Origin of the sequence: Comamonas sp. AG1104, assembly GCF_003350425.1 — a bacterium.
Taxonomy (GTDB): domain Bacteria; phylum Pseudomonadota; class Gammaproteobacteria; order Burkholderiales; family Burkholderiaceae_C; genus Comamonas; species Comamonas testosteroni.
Map to the genome: position 1 here is coordinate 275,533 of NZ_QQAS01000006.1, position 17,870 is coordinate 293,402.

Here is a 17,870-nt window from a genome sequence, read left to right on the forward strand (position 1 = left end):
CCACAGCAGTCATCCAAGTACCGACGCGGACGACGATCCAGCAACTGATCTCAGTATCAATGTTTGCCTTGCAGCATTTCACTTCAGGAAGCGCTCCACCAGTCGCACAAAATAGCTGGCCCCAACGGGAATCAGCGCATCGTTGAAGTCATACGATGGGTTGTGCACCTGGCAGGGACCAGGACCATGGCCGGGCAGGCGGTGGCCGCCTTCGCCATTGCCCAGCAATACATAGCAGCCGGGACGTTGCTGCAGCATGAAGGCAAAGTCCTCGGAATTGGTCAATCGGGGGGCCTGGGCGTTCACCCGCTCGGTCCCCACGACCTCCTGCATGACCGATACCGCAAACGCAGTCTGCTCGGGGTCATTGACCAGCGCCGGATAGCTTCGCTCAAAGTGCAGCTGTGCTTCGCAGCCATAGGCCGTGGCCGAGCCTTGCACAATATCCATCATGCGCTGCTCGATCATGTCCAATGTACTGGCGCTTTGCGTGCGCACGGTGCCACCCAGCCAGGCGCTGTCTGGGATCACGTTGACGGCATCACCGCCGTGAATCTGGGTAACGGATAGCACGGCTGCGTCGTCAGGTGTGCGGTTGCGCGAAATGATGGTCTGCAAACCGATAAGGATCTGGCCTGCACACATCAGCGGATCCACACCGGTGTCGGGCTGCGAGGCATGGGCTCCCTTGCCTTGGACATCAATGCGAAAGCGATTGCTGGAGCTCATGAACGGACCCGCTCGCACGCCAAAGCTACCTACAGCGCGTCCTGGTGCATTGTGCAGCCCGAAGACGGCATCACAATCAAAGCGCTCAAAGAGGCCATCTTCAATCATGGCGCGGGCGCCGGCCTGCCCACCTTCTTCAGCGGGTTGGAATATGCAGTGCAGCGTGCCGTCAAACTTGCCGCTTTGGGCTAGATGCCAGGCAGCGGCCAACAATGTTGCCGTGTGACCGTCATGGCCACAGGCATGCATACGGCCTGCGTGCTGCGAACGGTGTTCGAAGGTATTGAGTTCCTGCATGGGCAGAGCATCCATGTCGGCACGCAGACCTATGCTGCGTCCTCCCGATCCGCGCCTGAGTGTGCCGACTACGCCCGTGCCGCCCACGCCGCGTGTGACTTCATAGCCCCAGTGCTGCAAGTAGTCGGCTACCAGCGCGCTCGTGCGCTCCTCTTGAAAGCCCAGCTCAGGATGGGCATGCAGGTCACGGCGGATCTGACGGAATTCAGGATTGTCGGCAATGGCTTGAATAATTGGCATGGTGCGCTCTTATTGCAATTTCAAGCTCAAGCTACGGGCCTTGGCCTGGTCACGCGCGATTTGATCGGCAAACTGGCTCTGCTCCGCTACTGTCGCCACTTGCATGCCCATGGCGGTCAGTTGCTCGGGAACGCCTTTTGATGCAAGAGCAGCTTCCAACGCCGTCTTCAGACGAGCGAGACGATCTGGTGCTACGCCCTTGGGAGCCAAGAGCCCCATCCAGCCATTCATCTCCAGGCCCTTGACGACCTTGCCTTCGTTGAGCGTGGGAATATTCTTGATCATGGGTTGTCGCTGCAGACTCGCCACACCCAGAACCTTGATGCGCCCGGCTTCGATATGCGGCAGAGCCGTAGCGGGCACCATTACGGCCAAGTCGATCTGGCCACCCAGCAAGTCCGTCAGCAGGGGGCCTGCGCCTTTGTATGGCGCATGCAGCATCCGCACATTGGCTCGTTGCTGCAGATCCTCCATCACCAGATGCTGCATGGTGCCTATGCCGGGACTGCCATAGCTGATCGAATCTGGCTTGGCTCGCAATGCAGAGATCACGCCATCTAGGTCATTCGCGGGTAAATCCTTGCGGGCGACCAGCAGCGGCGAGTTCGAGCTGATAGGACCGACAGGTGCGAAGTCTTTGGTGCCATAGCGCACGTTTTTATTGAGCATGGGCACCAGCACCACATCGTTGATGGAGCCAACCAGCAGCGTGTACCCATCCTTGGCGGCATTGGCTACCTTGGCTGCGCCCAGAGCTCCGCCAGCGCCACCCAGGTTTTCAATGACCACAGGCTGGCCCAGTTCAGCCGACAGCCTGGGCTGCACCACACGGATGGCAGCATCGATGGAGCCGCCCGAGGCGAACGGAACAACCAAGGTAATGGGCTTCTCTGGAAAGCTTTCCGCCATGGCAGAGGCAGCCAATGCCCATGCGGTGCAGGCGGTAGCTGTAGTGCGAATCAGGGTACGAGCCAATGAGTGAGGCGCAGAGGTCATGACATGTCTCCTTTTATTGATGGCGAAACTCGATAGCGGGTAAGGAGAAGTCTGGGGCAGAACATCCATCTTTTAAGTGCTAAATTGCATTGAGCTATGCAATCCATGACTACCTCACACTCACCCAGCGCCGGGCGTTCTTCTGCCTTGCTCAATCGTCTGTTGGCACGCACGCGGCTGCGACAGTTGCAACTGCTCGTGTTGATTGCCGACCTGGGCAGCATCCAGCGCGCTGCCGAGGTTGTGGGGCAAACACAGTCGTCAGCAACCAAAGCCTTGTCGGAGCTTGAGCGGATGGTGGGTTTACCGCTTTTCGAGCGTCATGCACGCGGAGTGCGTCCCACGTTGATCTGCCGCGACCTACTACCGCTGTTGCGCAGCATGCTGGGCTCACTCACTGGCTGCGCAGAGATGTTGGCTGCGGCCGCGGAAGGCGCGCAAGGTGTGCTCAGCGTGGGGGCCATTACAGGCGCCTTGTCGGGCTTTCTAGGCCGAGAGCTTGGTCCATTCCTTCAACAGAATCCGCAATTGCGTGTGGAGGTGGTGGAAGACAGTCACCATGCTCTGCTAGCTGGGCTGGCGGCGCGCACGCTCGATATGGTGCTCGTGCGCGAGCCCGCAACGCTAGCCAGCGGAACACGTTTTGTGCCACTGCTGGAGGACAAGGTGGTTGCAGTAGCCGGGCCCACCCATCCGTTGCAACGCAAGCGTGTATTGCATGCAAACCAGATGCTCGGGCAGCGATGGGTTCTGGCTCCCCTGTCCACGCAGATGCATGAAGCTTTCGAGCGCTTGTTCGAAGCCTGCGAGCAATTGCCTCAGCACTCACCTCTTATCACACGCTCTCTGCCCATGCTGCTGGAGTACCTGCGCACCACGGATGCGGTGGCGCTAACACCGCTCAGCGTGGTTCAGCCCTTTGTACAGGCAGGCTGGCTGCAAGTGTTGGCGCTACAGTTTCCTTCCACACTGGCCGCAATTGGCTTGCTGGTGCCAGAAACACCCGAAAAGCATGGCGTGGATCTGTTGACTGAGTACTTGGTGGACAGATCGCGGTAAGGAACATGTCTTCCTATTTCGATTGCGCTGTGCCTCGTAGAGGGCTCATTTTCTTTTGTGACTATTGGCCAACAGGAGCCGTTGAGCAGTCAAAGCTTGAGGACCTCTTCAATCTAAAGCCGCCCACCAAATAATCGCATTGACCGGCCGCTATTGGCCGGTAGCAGCCAGCCACCGAAGGCTGCTCACGACCCTAAGCGGAAGTCGGTGCATTTCAAGTAAATGACTGCATTGGGCAGGATTGCGTACCTTCCCGCGGATCATCCTCCAAGTGCATTCAAGAGCACGAGTGCAATAGTCAATGTTTGTGGTCGTGCTGATGATGAATGTCCGGGAAATGCTCATGGGTGTGAGTCAAGGGCTCATGAGTGTGCAAATGCGCGTGCTTACCGGTTGCCGGCAGCCCATCCGCATGGACATGCTGATGATGCTCATCATGCTCGTGCTCATGACTATGTTCAACCCATTCATGGGTGTGCTCGTGCTGATGGGTTTCAGTAAGGTGTAGCCAAACCCCGATCCCCATCAGAACGCCTGCAACGAGCAATCGAGGCGATGCAGGCTCTCCCAGGAAAACGATGGCCAGCAAGGCTCCAAAAAATGGTGCGATCGAGAAGTAAGCACCTGTGCGAGCTGTACCCAGATAGCGCAAAGCGATCACGAACAAGACCAGACTCGTTCCATAGCTCAGGAAGCCGATCACCGTACCCAAGGCCACGATTCCTGGTGATGGCCAGACTGCACCCGTCGCTAGAGCCAGTAGCAAATTGGTGGCACCGGCAGCCAGGCCCTTCATCATTGCAATGAACGAGGCATCTGCAATCGACACCTTGCGGGTCAGATTGTTGTCAATGGCCCAAGACAGGCAAGCCCCAAGCACTGCAAGCGTGGGCCAAAGACTCGCGGAACCCGTTTGGCTCGGCCAGCTAAGCACGACGGCACCCGCGACGATTGCCACCATACCCAAGGCGATGCGGCGATCAAAGTTTTCTTTGAACACAAACCAGGCCAGAACAGCCGTCAGCACCCCCTCTGCATTGAGCAGCAAAGAGGCGTCGGTCGCTGCCATCCCGGACAAGCCTGTCATCAAGAGCAGCGGACCCATCATGCCGCCTGCTACGACGGCTCCGGCCAACCACCCCATCTCACTACGTTTCAGGGTTACGGCAGGAGCGTTCGTCACCAGCCTGTAGATCAGCAAGCCGATGCCAGAGCCGAGGTAGAGAATGCCTGCCATCAACCAGGGACTGGCATGCTCCAGCAGCATCTTGACTGCTGGTGTACCTGCTCCAAATAGAACTGCTGCGCTGAGTGCGGCGACAACTCCACGGTTTGCCAAAACATTCATAACTACCTCGTCTTACCTATGCTTAGTCGAGCTGGGTATTACTTCACCGAAAAGCGCACGGTGACAGTTTGGCCCTCAACGCCGGTGATGGTCGCAACGACTTTGCTGCCTTTGGCAACCTTAATACCCGTTGCTTCAAGTTTGTTGCCACCGGCAGGCTTGATGTCGGCTTCAGATTTTTCCGCACCATTGAGCGCAGTCAGTTTGCCGCCCATCTTGCTCACGTCAGCAGGATCGTCGTGATCGATTACGTAGATGGCAGCACCATTGGCTTGTGGAACCAGCTCAAAGGACAGATCGCTGGCCGATTGGACAATGCCGCCGTGCTGAGGCTTGGCAGTGCCATGCGCCATGGCGTTCATGCTGATCAGAGAGAGGCCCAGTACAGCTGCAGACAGCAGTTTTTTCATAACTATTCCTAGCTAAAGCGAGGCGCATCAAGGGCTGCGCCTCAAAGCCCGTCATTGCTTTAAAACGCTTCTTGCTGCTCAGGTGTGCCCTCGGCATCTAGATTTGATGCCAGAAGCTTTTCGGTGGCTTTTTTGCCAAACGCTAGGTACATCAAGGGGGTCAACAAGGTGTCGAGGAGAGTGGAGCTCACCAAGCCACCGAATATGACCACCGCGACAGGGTGCAAGATTTCCTTGCCTGCGGCATCTGCAGATAGCAGCAAAGGCGTCAGGGCAAACGCAGCTACCAGCGCAGTCATCAGCACAGGCGTCAAGCGCTCCAGCGAGCCTCGGACAACCATGGGCTGGCCGAACTGCTCCCCTTCAAACTTGCAGAGGTTGATGTAGTGGCTCACCTTGAGGATGCCGTTGCGAACCGCAATACCTGTTAAGGTAATAAAGCCCACCATGGACGCAACGGAAAGCGTGATCCCTGAAAGCCACATGGCAATCACACTGCCGACCAGTGCCAAGGGTATGTTTGCCATGATGATCAAGGCGAGCGTTGTCGAGCGATAGCGCGTGTATAGCACCAGGAACACCAATGCCAGAGACATCAGCGAGAGCCACACAATCTTCTGTGTAGCTTGCTCTTGCGCCTGGAACTGACCTTCTAGGGAGATGGAATTGCCTGTCGGCAGCGGGGTGCGATCTATAGCCATACGGATGTCACGCACAATACGGCTCATGTCTGAACCGTCCGTGTTGGCATAAACCACGATGCGACGACGACCGTTTTCCCGTCCGATCTGGTTGGGTCCGTCTGTCTCTGAAACCGTCGCAATCGCTGAGACGGGAATCCGGCCGGCCGGTGTGTCGATCAGGGTTCGAGCCAGGTCTTGTGGGCTACGACCTTCATCAGGCAAACGCAACACCAGCTCATAACGACGCGGGCCATCCACGATCTGTGCACCATGAGCACCATCCGTCAGTGCTTGCAGCACACGGATCGCCTCTCCAGGAGCCAAGCCCATCTGAGCTGCCTTCTGATGGTCAAGACGCACTGTAATCTGGGGAATCAGCACTTGCTTCTCAACGGTCAGGTCAACCAGGCCAGGGATGCTCGAAAGACTTTGGCGCATCTGCTCGGCCAAACCACGCAGCGTGTCGGTATCGTCACCGGAAATCTTCAGGGCGATCTGAGCGCGGACACCAGACAGCAAGTGATCCAGGCGGTGAGAAATCGGCTGGCCTACAGCGACTTGTGCGGGCAGCACAGACAGCTTTGCGCGAATATCGGCCATCACGGCTTCACGATCACGCTCGCTGCGCTTCAGATCAACGTCGATCTCTGCGGAGTGGACCCCTTCGGCATGCTCATCCAGCTCTGCGCGACCTGTTCGGCGCCCAACCTGGGTGACCTCGGGCACCTCCATGATCAAGGTCTCAGCCAAAGAACCCATTCGATTGGCTTCTGCCAATGATGTCCCCGGATTGAACACCATGCCCAGAACCAGCGAGCCCTCATTGAAAGCTGGCAGGAACGCCCTTGGGAAGAAGGGAACGCTGGCCATTGCAATCACTACTGCGGCCAAGGCCGCAGCCATCAACGCCTTGCTTCTTGGGAAAGACCAGGCCAGCAGCTTTTCATCCCAGTGCTTGAGGCGTTTGACGATGGGACTGTCCCCATGATCGATGCGCTTCATCCTTGGCAGCAGGTAGGAGCACAGCACCGGCGTCACCGTCATCGACACCAGCATGGACGCCAGGATGGAGATGATGTAGGCGATCCCCAGCGGTGAGAACAAGCGGCCTTCGACCCCGGGCAGAGCAAACAGCGGCACGAACACCAGCACCACGATGGCCGTGGCATAGACGATGCCGGAGCGAACCTCCACGCTGGCTTTGCGGACAACCTCCAGAGTAGGCGCCGGGTGCTCCAGCTCCCGGTTCTGCTTGAGTCTGCGAAGAATGTTTTCCACGTCCACCACGGCATCGTCAACCAGCTCTCCGATGGCAATGGCAAGTCCACCCAAGGTCATCACATTGATGGATTGGCCCAACCAGTGAAATACCAGCGCCGTGGCAGCCAGCGACAGAGGGATCGCGACCAGTGAGATCAACGTGGTTCTGGCTGAAAGCAGGAAGGCAAACAGCACGATGGCGACCATGATGGCCCCGTCACGCAGTGCTTCTGTCACATTGCCAATCGAGGCTTCAATGAAGTCTGCCTGCCGGAACAAGGCTCTGGGTTCGCTAATTCCTTCGGGGCGACCTTTACTCAGTTCACGAAGCGCTTGCTCGATGTCACGAGTCACGCGAACGGTATCGGCTTCAGGCTGCTTCTGAACGCTGACGATGACCGCAGGAGAGCCGTTGTAGCCACCGTCACCGCGCTTCATGGCTGCAGCGAACCGGACATTGGCAACTTGCTCCAGGCGGATCGGACGGCCATCGCGCCAGGCCACTGCAGCTGACTGCAGGTCCTCGACCTTGTTGGTGCGCCCAATGTGGCGGATCAGATACTCCTTGCTATTGAGGTCGATGAAACCACCGCCTGCGTTGCCAGCAAACCCCTTGAGAGCCGTTTCCAGTTGAGAAAGGGTGACGCCGAACTGAGCCATCCGGGCGGTGTCAGGCTCCACACGCAATTGACGTACCTCACCCCCAATGGGAATGACTTGCGAAACACCTTGGACAGCCAGCAAGCGGGGGCGCAGCACAAAGTCCGCATACTCCCGAGCCTGCATGGGGGTTGCGGCCGATGCGCCTTTTTCGCTCACATTCAAGGGCAAGGCCAGCAGCATGACCTCACCCATGATGGAGGACACAGGTCCCATCACAGGCACCACATCAGCGGGAAGTCGTTCTCGCACAAGGGCAAGCCGCTCCGCCACCAACTGGCGATTACGGTAGATGTCAGTGCCCCAGTCAAACTCGGCATAGAGAATCGACAAGCCGACCCCAGACATGGAGCGCACGCGAGTGACCCCCGGCATGCCATTCAATGCTGTTTCAATGGGGAAAGTTACAAGCTGTTCGACTTCTTCAGGGGCCATGCCCCCGGCTTCGGTCAGAACAGTGATCAGAGGTTTGTTGAGGTCCGGGAAGACATCGACAGGCGTTTTGACTGCCGTGATGATCCCGTAGACCATCAATATCGCAGCGAACGCTAATACAAACAGCCGGTTATGCAGGCTGTTGCGAACAATCCAGTTGAACATGTGTCACCTCACAGTTCAGCGGATTTGTGCGATCAGTGCCGCACCTTGAACCACGACTCGGTTTTCATCGCCAAGTCCTTTGGTGACGACTATCCGGTTCGCATCCAGCGCTTGGTACTGCACGGGTTGCGGGATATAGCGCTCCGCTCCTGACTTGATCCAGACGACTGGCTCATTGGCAGGGTTGCGAGTGACAGCCTGTGCAGGCAGAACAAAGCCCTTGACACTTTGCTTGGAGTTAGCAATGACGGTGACAGGCTGACCGATGGCAATCGGCAGTTGCTGAGTACCATCGGCTGCGACCGCCTTGAAGGTCAATGGCAGCACGCCGTCACGCAGGCTTCGACCAGCACCAATGAGTTCCAAACGGACACCTGGCGTCGCTTTGATCGTTGCTGCACTGATGTTGGCTGCTAGAGCAGGATCTGCGGTTGTGGCCTCCACCATGACCTTGGATGGATCGGTAATCTCAAACAAGACATCCTTGGATTCGACAACCTGGCCAAGCACCACATTGGCACTGGCGATGACACCAGAGACGGGTGCCACCACGCTTTCCTTGGCAGCCAGGCCGCCACCGATTGCGCTTTCACGCGCTTTCAAACTGGCAAGCTCTGTCTGAGCTGCTTCGATCTCTTTGCGTGGGACAGTGCCTTCAAGTCCTTTGAGTCGCTCCACACGTTTTTGCGCGATTTCTCGGGCACCTCTGAGCTCGGCCAACTGGGCACGCTGTCCAGACAAGGCAAGTGGCTCTGCGTGATGGGCTACGACCGCCAGGACTTCCCCTTTGCGCACAGTCTTGCCAGCGAATGGCAAGCCTTGGGCTCCGGCCTCAATCTTTCCACCCACAACCGTCTGCACCAGGCCACTTGCATTGGGGTCCGCAATGACTTTGGCTGGCAGTTCGGTGGTTGTGCTTGCTTCGGACATCAAGGCAATTTCCGTGCGAATTGCCAATCGACGCTGTGACAGCATGGGTACGTTCACGCTGCCATCAGGCAGGCGACTCAATCCTGCTGCCGATGGAGTGGCCGAGGCCGTATCCAGATGCTCTCCGTTGGGGCCGTGAGCGCCCGGAGAGGCTTGAGCCATGGTGACTACCAAGACCGCAGACATGATGATGATGCGCTTCATTGGGCGCCTCCCTTTGCTACTTTGCTGTTAGAGCCACGGCCCAAGAGCCATCCCAATCCGCCCACTGCGGCCAATGCCGCAATTGCCAAAGCGCCAAACAGCAAAGCGTTTTCTTCTCCATGGGCATGGGTGGCCTCAGCCGCAGCCTGGGTCGCGCCGACTTCCAAAGTGCCGTCTAGCAGGTCAGACTCTTTGCCATCCAGAATCGTGATCACCAGCGCGTGTGACCCTTTCTTGCCGAGTTCCGCCAAAAACTTCTCGTCAGCGACTGCATAGTCGCCCTGGTCCGAGTGATAAGGCGCAGAGGCTTTCAGCTGGCCCAGCTCGACTTCCACCTTGGCCTGATCGACAGGCTCATTGGTAGCGAATCGGTTGATGAACATCGAAAACTCGCCACCTTGCAAGCGACCGACCAGCTCGTAGTTTTCAGACTTAGTCTCGAACCTGGGTGCAGAAGAGGTGGCTCCTGCCGTGGGGGCTGCGTCTAGATGCTCTCCATTGGGACCGTGAGCACCAGGGGATGCCAAGGCGATCCCCGAAGAAAGGGCGAAGCCACCCAGTAAGAGCATGCGTTTGGCAACGCGAGGAATTGAAAACAGGGAATTCATGGCAGTTGTCCGTAGGCTTGTTGAAGACGCGCACGTGAGAGGCCAAATGCGGCCTCCTGGCGAGCAGCGCTGTAGTCGGCTTGAGCTGCGGCACTGGCTGCGCGCAGGAGCTCTGGGAGAGATGTTTCGCCTGCGTTGAATGAGGCGCGAATCAACTTGGATCTCTCGTTGAGCAAAGTGGCCTTTTCACGCTCGGTCTGCAATTGCAACTGGCTTGCCTCTGCTGCAGCCTTGGCGCTCTCCAGGCGAGCAGACAACTGAGCGTGAAGCAGCTGCTCCTTGCTTTGAGCCACTTCCAGCTCTGTCAAGGCGGCAGCTTGCAGAGGCGCATTTCTATCGTCTGTGCCAAACGGGATACGAACAGCAAGCCCCAGGCTGTAGGCAGAACCCTGGCCATGGCCTGGCATGTCTTGCCTGAGCTTGGTGATCAGCTCTGGAGCACTGCGATTCGATTTGGCAACCAAATCCAAACGCTTACGTGCTAGGTCTACATGTTGTTCTGCGCGTAACAACTCGGGATGCTCCACCAACTGGCGAGGAGACGGGCTTTCAACACTCGCAGACGTAGCGTCAGGTGCTTGGGCCAGTCCGGTCAGGGCTGTCCACTGTCGCTTTGCTGCTTCAAGCTGGGTTTCTGCCTGGGACTGAGCTGCTTGTGCGCTTAAAAGCTCCCCCTTGGCTGCCAAGGCATCTGCTCTTGCTAGATCACCAGCTTTGACCCGTTTATCCACGTCTGCTGCAATGGCCGCAAATGTGCTGGTCTGCTGCTTCGACAAAGATTGGTTGGCTTGCAGCTCCGCAATCTGCCAATGCAGCTCACGGACGACCTCTGCAACACGCAGTTTCCCCTCAGCTTCAGACAAATGTGAGAGAGAGGACAGCGAGTCCGCGGCCTGCTGTTTGGCGCTTTTCTGCCCAGGCAGCCAAAGAGGGACGGCCAACGCGACTTCCGTCTCGCGGACACCGTTGTTGCTTTGCAGACGATCGTTTCGGTGGCCCAACTCCACTGAGGGAGGCGCCGCCCAGAGAGCACTTGATGCTGTCTTTTCTGCAATGGCCTGCCGAGAAATGCCTGCTGCCTCCGCAGAGGCAACGGCGCGATTCCAGGCCGCCTCAACGGCGGATGCTAGGGTTGTTTTTTGAATGTTGCTGCTCAAACTGGACGCAGCAACGCCTTCCACCGGCTGTGCATAAGAAGTGCACGCCGACGTTAGCCCTGCAAGGATGCAGAGCCTCCATTTGAATTTGGGGTTCACAAAGCCTCTAGATGCTCTGAGTGCAATGAAACGCCGTCGCTATGTACCGCGACAGACATGGCATGCACGAACGAAGGGATGGCTTCAGGCGAATGAAGCCGACCTAAAGAGAGCTAGGCTGTATGTCTGGGAGGCCGTCGAAGGCCTTCCAAGATGGGATATGGGAGTATGGAATCGAGGGTTGGGCTGGGCGGAGAGCTGCCCCAGTCCGGTGCAGTAACGTTCAAGGCAAACACCTCGAGCGCTGCGGATGGCATTCCATCGGCCATCATGTGCAGTTTGGAGTCAGAGGAGTCATCGAGCTCCACGACACCATCATCATGGTGGTGGTGACCTTCCTCTTGCAGATGCATCGCCGCGTGCTCGAGTTCTTCATGAGACGAGAAGACAGGCATCTGGCCAGCCACAGCAAGGGCTTGCCAAAAGATGCTCAGCATCACGAAGAACATGGCCAGACGACGGGTCATAGTTCGGAAATTATATGCGGCAGAGTTGCCCCACGACCTTTGTGGCTGCTGAGAAATTGTTGGTGGCGATGGCCGAATCGGCATCGCTCTTCGTGGCTGGCTTTGAGTAACGCCTCCTTTGAGACACGAAGCTGCCACTCGATCAAAAGTCATGAAAGTCAGCTTCTGGCCGTAAGCAGCACGCCGCAGCAAGTAATTCGAAACCCCACAAGGCCACCCAGACAAGCCGCATTTGATGCGGCCTCTCTGATTGCGCCATAATTGATCCCAGCCCCCTGTCCCGGGGCCGGTGCTTGAAAACACCTGTAGTAAGCGGTGCAGCCTCCCCGATAGCGAGGCTTTGTCACGTCTGAACACTTAGGCTGTGGGCGCTCGCCCGCATCCTTACGGTTACGGGCGGGATGGGGCTCACCGTAAGGCTGCCCGCACGTCTTGCTACGTGTTTTCAACATCCCGTCCACCTGTTTCGTGCTTGAAAACACGTTGCAGGTGGTTCAAGTCTCAGCAAGGAGCACGGAACCATGAACACCGTTTCTCACCCATTGGCCAGCGCCCAGTCTTCTGGTGCTGCATGCCTGTCTTTGCCTGCCGCAACTGCGGTTGTGCCTTCTCCTTCTTCAAACCCCATTCAGCTCCACGCCGATGCGCACAACGCACTGGCCATGGCGTTGCACTACCTGCGACAGCCCGCGGCCAATGTGCCCGGCGCTGCCCGCAAGACCGTGCAGGCCCTGGCGGCCTTGCGCGTGCTGATTGCACAGGAGGGTTGAGCCATGACCAGCCCCCAATGTGAACGGCAGCCCGGCGCTGCCGCGCAGTTGCGCGCGCCTGCCTCTATCGGCTCTGCCGGCGTGCCCGTGCTGCCGCCGTCTCAATCTCCGGCTTCCCGCCTCCCCGTGTTTTCGCCCGGCGCTGTGCTGCGCATGCTGTGGCAGCACGCCCGCCGTAGCCTGACGCCGCAAGAGCTGCGCTGGCTGGCCGAGGGCGTGCCCGAGTTCTCCAGCATGTACAGCGGCGAGCTGGCGGCCGTGCTCGAAAGCTTGGCCTGCATGGTGGCAGCCGATGGCGACGAGTCGCGCTCCGGCTGCTTTCAGAACAGCAAGGATTTGCCGGATCTGCTGTTTGTCCAGGCCAACCAGATGAACGTGCTCAGCGGCCTGCTGCACGTGGCCGGCGATGCCACAACCATGCTGCGCGAAGGCACTGCGGCGCATTGATTGGAAGTCCATGAATAACTGTATATAAATACAGTCATTCAGGCGTTTCAGAAAGCCGGGCCTGACCCGGTTCAAAGGCAGAGCCCCGGCTGCCTTGCTGGCGCGCAGACAGCCGGGGCCGTATCTGACGGAGGATGCAATGGCAGTGAATTTGAAGTGGCGCGATGCCATGGCCGATTGGCGCATCGGCAACAGCTTCACGCCGCAAGAGCGCGAGCAGGGCTGGCCGCAACGCATGGATCTGGAGCAACTGGCGGCCATGCAGCGGCCCGGCAAGGGGCCAGATGCGGCGAGCCTCAAGGCAAAGAACGATTTGCTGGATGCGCTGTATGACGCCTGCGAGGCGGGCACGCTGCCCAGCGTGCCAGAGGTGCAGCGCGTGGCCGTGACCGAATACGACGACCGCGAGCTGTTCAGGCCCATCCCCCTGGTGGGCGACGGTTACGGCTATGAGGGCCAGTCGATGTATGCGCCCCCGCCCAAGGTGACTTACGAAGAGCACACCTTTTATCTGGTTGCAGCGGCGGACTTTGCCGCTTGGCTTGTTGAGCAGGACATGCCGCCCAGCGGGCATATCGCGGCGTGGCTCAAGGCCTGCGGCATTACGGCGGGCAACGCGTTGGCCGGTGCTGCGACTGCGCAGGCGGCCAAGGATGTCAAAGACATGGCCGCTTTGCTGCAGTACCGCCAGCAGTTTGCGCAGCAGCCCGAGCAGGAGCGCGAGCCCTGGCATGCAGACCATGTGGCGTTGCTGGCAGGGTGGTTGCGGCAGGAGATTGCCGAGGGCAGGGCACGCGGGGCCATTACGCGGCTGGAGAAGTTGACGGGCGTGCGCCGGCAGACGCTGGCAGAGCTGCTGGCAAGACATGGCTACACGCCCACGGGCGAGGCAGAACAAAAGGCCGTCCGCAATGTGCAGGACATATCGAGTGTTTGGGGGAGCAAGCGCCATGGCTAGGGCGGTGCTGTCTTTCGGATGTCCTGCGCTTGTCCTGCGGTGGCCCTGCCGTGGTGCAGCGGTTGGCGCACATCCTTCGCCCTGCGCGGCAGCGGGCGGACATACGCAGGGCGACGGCAGGACGGTGCGAGGGAAAGACTTTCTCTCAAGCCACAAGCGCACCACGTCGGATGCGTTGGCGTCTGTTGAAGGAGTTCACCCATGCATGTTGTTCATTCCGCCCGCCCCGTAGTGCCCCGCGATCGTCTGCTGCGTCTGTCCGATGTGGAAGCTGCGACCGGCTGCAAGAAAAGCACCATCTACAAGCTGATGAAGGAGGGCAAGTTCCCGGCCTGCGTGCGCATCACATCGCGCATGGTGGCGTGGCCCGAGACAGCGGTGCTGACTTGGGTGCAGGCGCGTATTCAAGGCCATCAGGTCGCGTGAGGTACGGCATGCAGAACATGAGCCACAACCAAGGTAGTGCAGCACCCACAGCCCCCGCTGCAACCATCAACGACGCCATGGCCAAGGCGCAGGCCGAGGCCCGCGAGCACGCTGCGCAGCGCCTGCGCTGGGGGGCCAGGGCCTTGAATGAAGAGGCCATGCGCAAGGGCTATTTGCTGATGGCAGTGCAGCGCACGCGCCATGCACCTGAGCAGGGGCTGCTGTATTGGCCGGGCACGGTGCAGGTGCTGGAGATCGCCAGCGGCAGCCTGTTGGCCGAGCTGCCTGCCGCAGATCTGCAGAGGCTGAGGCCCGATCTGCTGGAGCTGTTCATCGCCAAGGCCAGAGACAAGCCGATTCTCAGCAGTGCCTTTACCTCGCCGCACGGCACGCGTTTGCGCGCCAGCCTGAGCGTGCAGGGCGTGGTGACGGTGTATTCGCAGGTCAGCAAACAGATGCTGGCCATGTCCGAGCCCTGGCAGCCAGGCGTGCTGCGTTCGGATTTTCAGCTGTTCAGGCCCGAAGACATGAGGCCGCGTATCCAATGACCCAGACCACGATCACCCCCGAGCTGCTGCGCAATGCCTTGAGCTTTGTGCCGTCCAACCTGCCCCGCGACGAGTGGGCGAGGGTGGGCATGGCCATCAAGAGCGAGTACCCAGACGACCTGGGCCTGCAGTTGTTCAGCGACTGGAGTGCCGCCAGCGGCGGCAGCTTCGATGCCGGTGCGGTGCGCAGCACATGGCGCAGCATCAAGGCCGGTGGCGGGGTGGGCGTGTCTACGTTGTTGTTCCTGGCCAAGCAGCATGGCTTCAAGCTGCCTCGCAATGCGCGGGAGCAAGGGCAGGCGGTGCAGCCCCTGAGTGCTGCCCAACGCCAGCAGCAGGACCAGGAGCGCCTGCAGCGGCAGCAGGCCGAGGCACTGCGCATCGAGGCCGAGCAGGAAGCTGCAGCGCATGAGGCACAGGCCATCTGGGATGCGGCAAGTACCACCGGGCAAAGTGCCTATCTGCTCAGAAAAGGTGTGCAAGGTTTTGGCGTGCGCTACACGCCCGACGGCTGGCTGCTGGTGCCGGTATGCGATGGGGCAGGGCGCTTGTGGAACGTGCAGCGCATTGCGCCGCAGCGGCCCGTAGAAGGAGTGGACAAGCTTTTCCTGAAGGGCGGTCGCAAGTCGGGCCTGTGGCACATGCTGGGCAGCCTGCAGGGCTCGGCCGTGGTGCTGGTGGCCGAGGGCTATGCCACGGCAGCCAGCCTGCACATGGCCAAGGGCTGGCCGGTGGCTGTGGCCTTTGATGCGGGCAATCTGCAGCATGTGGCCAAGGCCTTGCGCGCAATGCAGCCGCATGCCTTGCTGGTGGTGTGCGGCGATGACGATGCTGCGACAGAGGCCCGCACGGGGCGCAATGCGGGCCGCATCAAAGCCGAAGCGGCAGCCGCTGCCGTCAACGGTGTGGCCGTGTTTCCGTCTGCATTGCCGGAAGGCGGCAGCGACTTCAACGATATGCACCAGGCCTTTGGCCTTGAAGCCGTGCAGGCCTGCGTACAAGATGCTGTGAGCGCTGTGCATGCAAAGGCTGGCGGCGATGGTGCGGGCAGTGATGAGGCAGGCAATGCCGGCGCTGCGGCAAAGCCCGCTTCTGGTGGCGGTGGTTCCGGCAGGGGTGGCGGCGGTCGTGGCAGCAAACGCAAAGCGGCACCGGATCATGACGACGAGCCTGCGAGGGAAGAGCCCTTCTCGCTGGACGACAGCGGGGTGTGGTTCCACGGCCGCGACAAGGACGGCAACCCGGCACGCCCGCTGTGGCTGTGCTCGCCCTTGCAGGTGGAGGCGCTGACGCGCAATCAGGAGGGCGCGGGGTGGGGCTATCTGCTGACCTTTGCCGACCCGCTGGGCGTGCCCAAGCAATGGGCCATGCCTGCACGCATGCTGAGCAGCGATGGCGGCGAGTACCGCGCAGCGCTGCTGAACATGGGCCTGCGCATTGCGACAGCGCCCACGGCACGCAACCGGCTGACCGAGTACATCCAGACGCGCAAGCCCGAAGCGTTTGCGAGCTGCACCGACCGCATTGGCTGGCATGGCCGGGCCTTTGTGCTGCCGCATGAAACCATTGGCGACGATGCCGAGCGCATCGTGTTCCAGTCCGACAACCAGATGGAGAACACCTTCCGCATTCGGCGCGATGCGCAGGACTGGACGGACCGCATAGGCCGCCTGTGTGCAGGCAACAGCCGTCTGGTGTTTGCCGTGGCCTGTGCGTTTGCTGGGCCGCTGCTGCGCCCTGCGGGCATGGAGAGCGGTGGCTTCCATCTGCGGGGCGATAGCTCTTGCGGCAAGACCACGGCACTGCGGCTGGCGGCCAGCGTGTACGGCGGCCAGAACTACATGCAGCGCTGGCGCACCACCGACAACGCACTGGAAGCCATTGCAGCCCAGCACTGCGACTGCCTGTTGATTCTGGATGAGCTGGCCCAGGTGGAGGGCAAGGTAGCAGGCGAGTGCGCTTACATGCTGGCTAACGAGCAGAGCAAGGCACGGGCCACACGCAACGGTGCAGCCCGCACGCGCCTGACCTGGCGCTTGCTGTTTTTGAGCGCCGGCGAGCTGGGCCTGGCCGACCATATGGCCGAAGGCGGTAAGCGCACGCGTGCTGGGCAAGAAGTTCGCATGGCTGATATTCCTGCAGATGCAGGTAAGGGCATGGGCGCTTTCGAGCAACTGCACGGCCTGGCTGACGGGGCTGCATTCTCTTCGCACCTCGCACGCGAGGCGCAGCTCTGCCATGGTGCGGTGGGTCACGCGTTTTTGCAGTGGGCAACAGAACATGCAGACACGTTGTCTAAGCGTGTACGCCAGCAATCCGGCGCCCTGGCGGCCAGCTGGACGCCCGGCAAGGCCAGCGGGCAGGTGGCCCGTGTGGCGGCACGCTTTGCACTGGTGGGCGTGGCCGGCGAGCTGGCGACAGAAGCGGGTCTGACCGGCTGGGAGCAGGGCGAGAGCGAACGTGCGACCAAGGCCTGCTTTGAGGCGTGGCTGTTGGCTCGTGGCGGTGCAGGCAATGGTGAAGTCACAGCCATGCTGTGGCAGGTGCGCGGATTTCTGGAGGCACACGGAGAAGGGCGCTTTACGTGGTGGCATCGTGCGACCGATGATCACAACGCCAAGACGCTGCAGCGCGCAGGTTTCAGGCGCCTGATCGATGAGGACGGCAAGCCGCTCAAGATCCTGAAGACCGGCTACACGCCGGGCACATCCAAGGAAGACAAGGACATCTACGAAGCCATGACCGCCATCGACGGCGAGGAAACGCGGGTGGAGTACTTTGTGCTGCCCGAAGTGTTCCGCACCGAGATCTGCCGAGGCTTCGACTACAAGGCCGTGTGCAAGGTGCTGCTGCAGCACGGCTGCCTCAAACCCGCCAAGGGCCGTGAATACGATGCCAAGCACCGCCTGCCCGGCGTGGGCCACGCCTGGTGCTACCAGTTCACGCCCGCCATCATGGAGCTGGAGATTTAGGC

At 60.0% G+C, this 17,870-nt stretch carries 16 protein-coding genes; 7 read left to right on the forward strand and 9 right to left on the reverse strand.

Translation table 11 applies throughout. From position 1 onward, the window contains the following. Positions 1 to 78: 78 nt before the first annotated feature. Together DFO48_RS18790 and DFO48_RS18795 are read right to left on the reverse strand one after the other, a co-directional pair. Entirely contained in the window at positions 79 to 1,266 is a 1,188-nt protein-coding gene (locus DFO48_RS18790) for a M20 aminoacylase family protein (RefSeq protein WP_114864418.1), read from the reverse strand. 9 nt (positions 1,267 to 1,275) lie between these two features. After that, positions 1,276 to 2,262, reverse strand: coding sequence for a tripartite tricarboxylate transporter substrate binding protein (locus tag DFO48_RS18795; protein WP_158545680.1), 987 nt, complete (start codon positions 2,260 to 2,262; stop codon positions 1,276 to 1,278). A 105-nt stretch (positions 2,263 to 2,367) separates the two neighbouring features. On the opposite strand from DFO48_RS18795, the gene DFO48_RS18800 reads away from it, so the two are divergent. After that, entirely contained in the window at positions 2,368 to 3,321 is a 954-nt protein-coding gene (locus tag DFO48_RS18800) for a LysR family transcriptional regulator (RefSeq protein ID WP_158545681.1), read from the forward strand. Positions 3,322 to 3,619: 298 nt separating this feature from the next. On the opposite strand, the gene DFO48_RS18805 is transcribed toward DFO48_RS18800, so the two are convergent. From DFO48_RS18805 to DFO48_RS25325, 7 genes are all read right to left on the reverse strand, one after another. Beyond that, positions 3,620 to 4,669, reverse strand: a complete 1,050-nt coding sequence (locus DFO48_RS18805; RefSeq protein WP_114864421.1) for a DMT family transporter — start codon at positions 4,667 to 4,669, stop codon at positions 3,620 to 3,622. 38 nt (positions 4,670 to 4,707) lie between these two features. Further along, entirely contained in the window at positions 4,708 to 5,079 is a 372-nt protein-coding gene (locus tag DFO48_RS18810; protein WP_019042592.1) for a hypothetical protein, read from the reverse strand. Between the two features lie 59 nt (positions 5,080 to 5,138). Beyond that, positions 5,139 to 8,282, reverse strand: a complete 3,144-nt coding sequence (locus DFO48_RS18815; RefSeq protein ID WP_114864422.1) for an efflux RND transporter permease subunit — start codon at positions 8,280 to 8,282, stop codon at positions 5,139 to 5,141. 15 nt (positions 8,283 to 8,297) lie between these two features. Next, entirely contained in the window at positions 8,298 to 9,416 is a 1,119-nt protein-coding gene (locus DFO48_RS18820; protein ID WP_114864423.1) for an efflux RND transporter periplasmic adaptor subunit, read from the reverse strand. Continuing rightward, positions 9,413 to 10,024 carry a hypothetical protein gene (locus tag DFO48_RS18825; protein WP_233506453.1) on the reverse strand — a complete coding sequence of 204 codons (612 nt, stop codon included), beginning with the start codon at positions 10,022 to 10,024 and terminating at the stop codon, positions 9,413 to 9,415. Before DFO48_RS18825 ends, DFO48_RS18820 begins: the two co-directional genes overlap by 4 nt. Continuing rightward, positions 10,021 to 11,280 carry a TolC family protein gene (locus DFO48_RS18830; protein WP_233506454.1) on the reverse strand — a complete coding sequence of 420 codons (1,260 nt, stop codon included), beginning with the start codon at positions 11,278 to 11,280 and terminating at the stop codon, positions 10,021 to 10,023. The genes DFO48_RS18825 and DFO48_RS18830 overlap by 4 nt, the downstream gene beginning before the upstream one ends. A gap of 113 nt (positions 11,281 to 11,393) precedes the next feature. Continuing rightward, positions 11,394 to 11,747, reverse strand: coding sequence for a hypothetical protein (locus tag DFO48_RS25325; protein WP_158545682.1), 354 nt, complete (start codon positions 11,745 to 11,747; stop codon positions 11,394 to 11,396). A gap of 521 nt (positions 11,748 to 12,268) precedes the next feature. On the opposite strand from DFO48_RS25325, the gene DFO48_RS18840 reads away from it, so the two are divergent. The 6 genes from DFO48_RS18840 to DFO48_RS18865 all read left to right on the forward strand — a co-directional run bounded on the left by DFO48_RS18840 (position 12,269) and on the right by DFO48_RS18865 (position 17,868). Beyond that, positions 12,269 to 12,517, forward strand: a complete 249-nt coding sequence (locus DFO48_RS18840) for a hypothetical protein (protein WP_114864425.1) — start codon at positions 12,269 to 12,271, stop codon at positions 12,515 to 12,517. Between the two features lie 3 nt (positions 12,518 to 12,520). Further along, on the forward strand, positions 12,521 to 12,964 hold the full coding sequence (locus DFO48_RS18845) for a hypothetical protein (protein ID WP_114864426.1): 444 nt from the start codon (positions 12,521 to 12,523) through the stop codon (positions 12,962 to 12,964). Between the two features lie 139 nt (positions 12,965 to 13,103). Next, positions 13,104 to 13,922 carry a hypothetical protein gene (locus tag DFO48_RS18850; protein WP_147282757.1) on the forward strand — a complete coding sequence of 273 codons (819 nt, stop codon included), beginning with the start codon at positions 13,104 to 13,106 and terminating at the stop codon, positions 13,920 to 13,922. 201 nt (positions 13,923 to 14,123) lie between these two features. Then, the gene (locus tag DFO48_RS18855; protein ID WP_114864428.1) at positions 14,124 to 14,348 is read left to right on the forward strand and encodes an AlpA family transcriptional regulator; all 225 of its coding nucleotides are present in this window, start codon (positions 14,124 to 14,126) and stop codon (positions 14,346 to 14,348) included. A gap of 17 nt (positions 14,349 to 14,365) precedes the next feature. Then, positions 14,366 to 14,896 (forward strand): hypothetical protein, encoded by a 531-nt coding sequence (locus DFO48_RS18860; protein WP_147282758.1) that lies wholly within the window; start codon positions 14,366 to 14,368, stop codon positions 14,894 to 14,896. Next, a complete protein-coding gene (locus tag DFO48_RS18865; RefSeq protein WP_114864430.1) occupies positions 14,893 to 17,868 on the forward strand; it encodes a DUF927 domain-containing protein in 2,976 nt (991 codons plus the stop codon). The genes DFO48_RS18860 and DFO48_RS18865 overlap by 4 nt, the downstream gene beginning before the upstream one ends. Positions 17,869 to 17,870 lie beyond the last annotated feature (2 nt).

What these genes read in the sequence shown, in the direction of transcription:
- DFO48_RS18790 (WP_114864418.1), bottom strand. Translation starts at nt 1,266, where the DNA reads ATGCCAATTATTCAAGCCATTGCCGACAATCCTGAATTCCGTCAGATC.
- DFO48_RS18795 (WP_158545680.1), bottom strand. Translation starts at nt 2,262, where the DNA reads ATGACCTCTGCGCCTCACTCATTGGCTCGTACCCTGATTCGCACTACA.
- DFO48_RS18800 (WP_158545681.1), top strand. Translation starts at nt 2,368, where the DNA reads ATGACTACCTCACACTCACCCAGCGCCGGGCGTTCTTCTGCCTTGCTC.
- DFO48_RS18805 (WP_114864421.1), bottom strand. Translation starts at nt 4,669, where the DNA reads ATGAATGTTTTGGCAAACCGTGGAGTTGTCGCCGCACTCAGCGCAGCA.
- DFO48_RS18810 (WP_019042592.1), bottom strand. Translation starts at nt 5,079, where the DNA reads ATGAAAAAACTGCTGTCTGCAGCTGTACTGGGCCTCTCTCTGATCAGC.
- DFO48_RS18815 (WP_114864422.1), bottom strand. Translation starts at nt 8,282, where the DNA reads ATGTTCAACTGGATTGTTCGCAACAGCCTGCATAACCGGCTGTTTGTA.
- DFO48_RS18820 (WP_114864423.1), bottom strand. Translation starts at nt 9,416, where the DNA reads ATGAAGCGCATCATCATCATGTCTGCGGTCTTGGTAGTCACCATGGCT.
- DFO48_RS18825 (WP_233506453.1), bottom strand. Translation starts at nt 10,024, where the DNA reads ATGAATTCCCTGTTTTCAATTCCTCGCGTTGCCAAACGCATGCTCTTA.
- DFO48_RS25325 (WP_158545682.1), bottom strand. Translation starts at nt 11,747, where the DNA reads ATGACCCGTCGTCTGGCCATGTTCTTCGTGATGCTGAGCATCTTTTGG.
- DFO48_RS18840 (WP_114864425.1), top strand. Translation starts at nt 12,269, where the DNA reads ATGAACACCGTTTCTCACCCATTGGCCAGCGCCCAGTCTTCTGGTGCT.
- DFO48_RS18845 (WP_114864426.1), top strand. Translation starts at nt 12,521, where the DNA reads ATGACCAGCCCCCAATGTGAACGGCAGCCCGGCGCTGCCGCGCAGTTG.
- DFO48_RS18850 (WP_147282757.1), top strand. Translation starts at nt 13,104, where the DNA reads ATGGCAGTGAATTTGAAGTGGCGCGATGCCATGGCCGATTGGCGCATC.
- DFO48_RS18855 (WP_114864428.1), top strand. Translation starts at nt 14,124, where the DNA reads ATGCATGTTGTTCATTCCGCCCGCCCCGTAGTGCCCCGCGATCGTCTG.
- DFO48_RS18860 (WP_147282758.1), top strand. Translation starts at nt 14,366, where the DNA reads ATGAGCCACAACCAAGGTAGTGCAGCACCCACAGCCCCCGCTGCAACC.
- DFO48_RS18865 (WP_114864430.1), top strand. Translation starts at nt 14,893, where the DNA reads ATGACCCAGACCACGATCACCCCCGAGCTGCTGCGCAATGCCTTGAGC.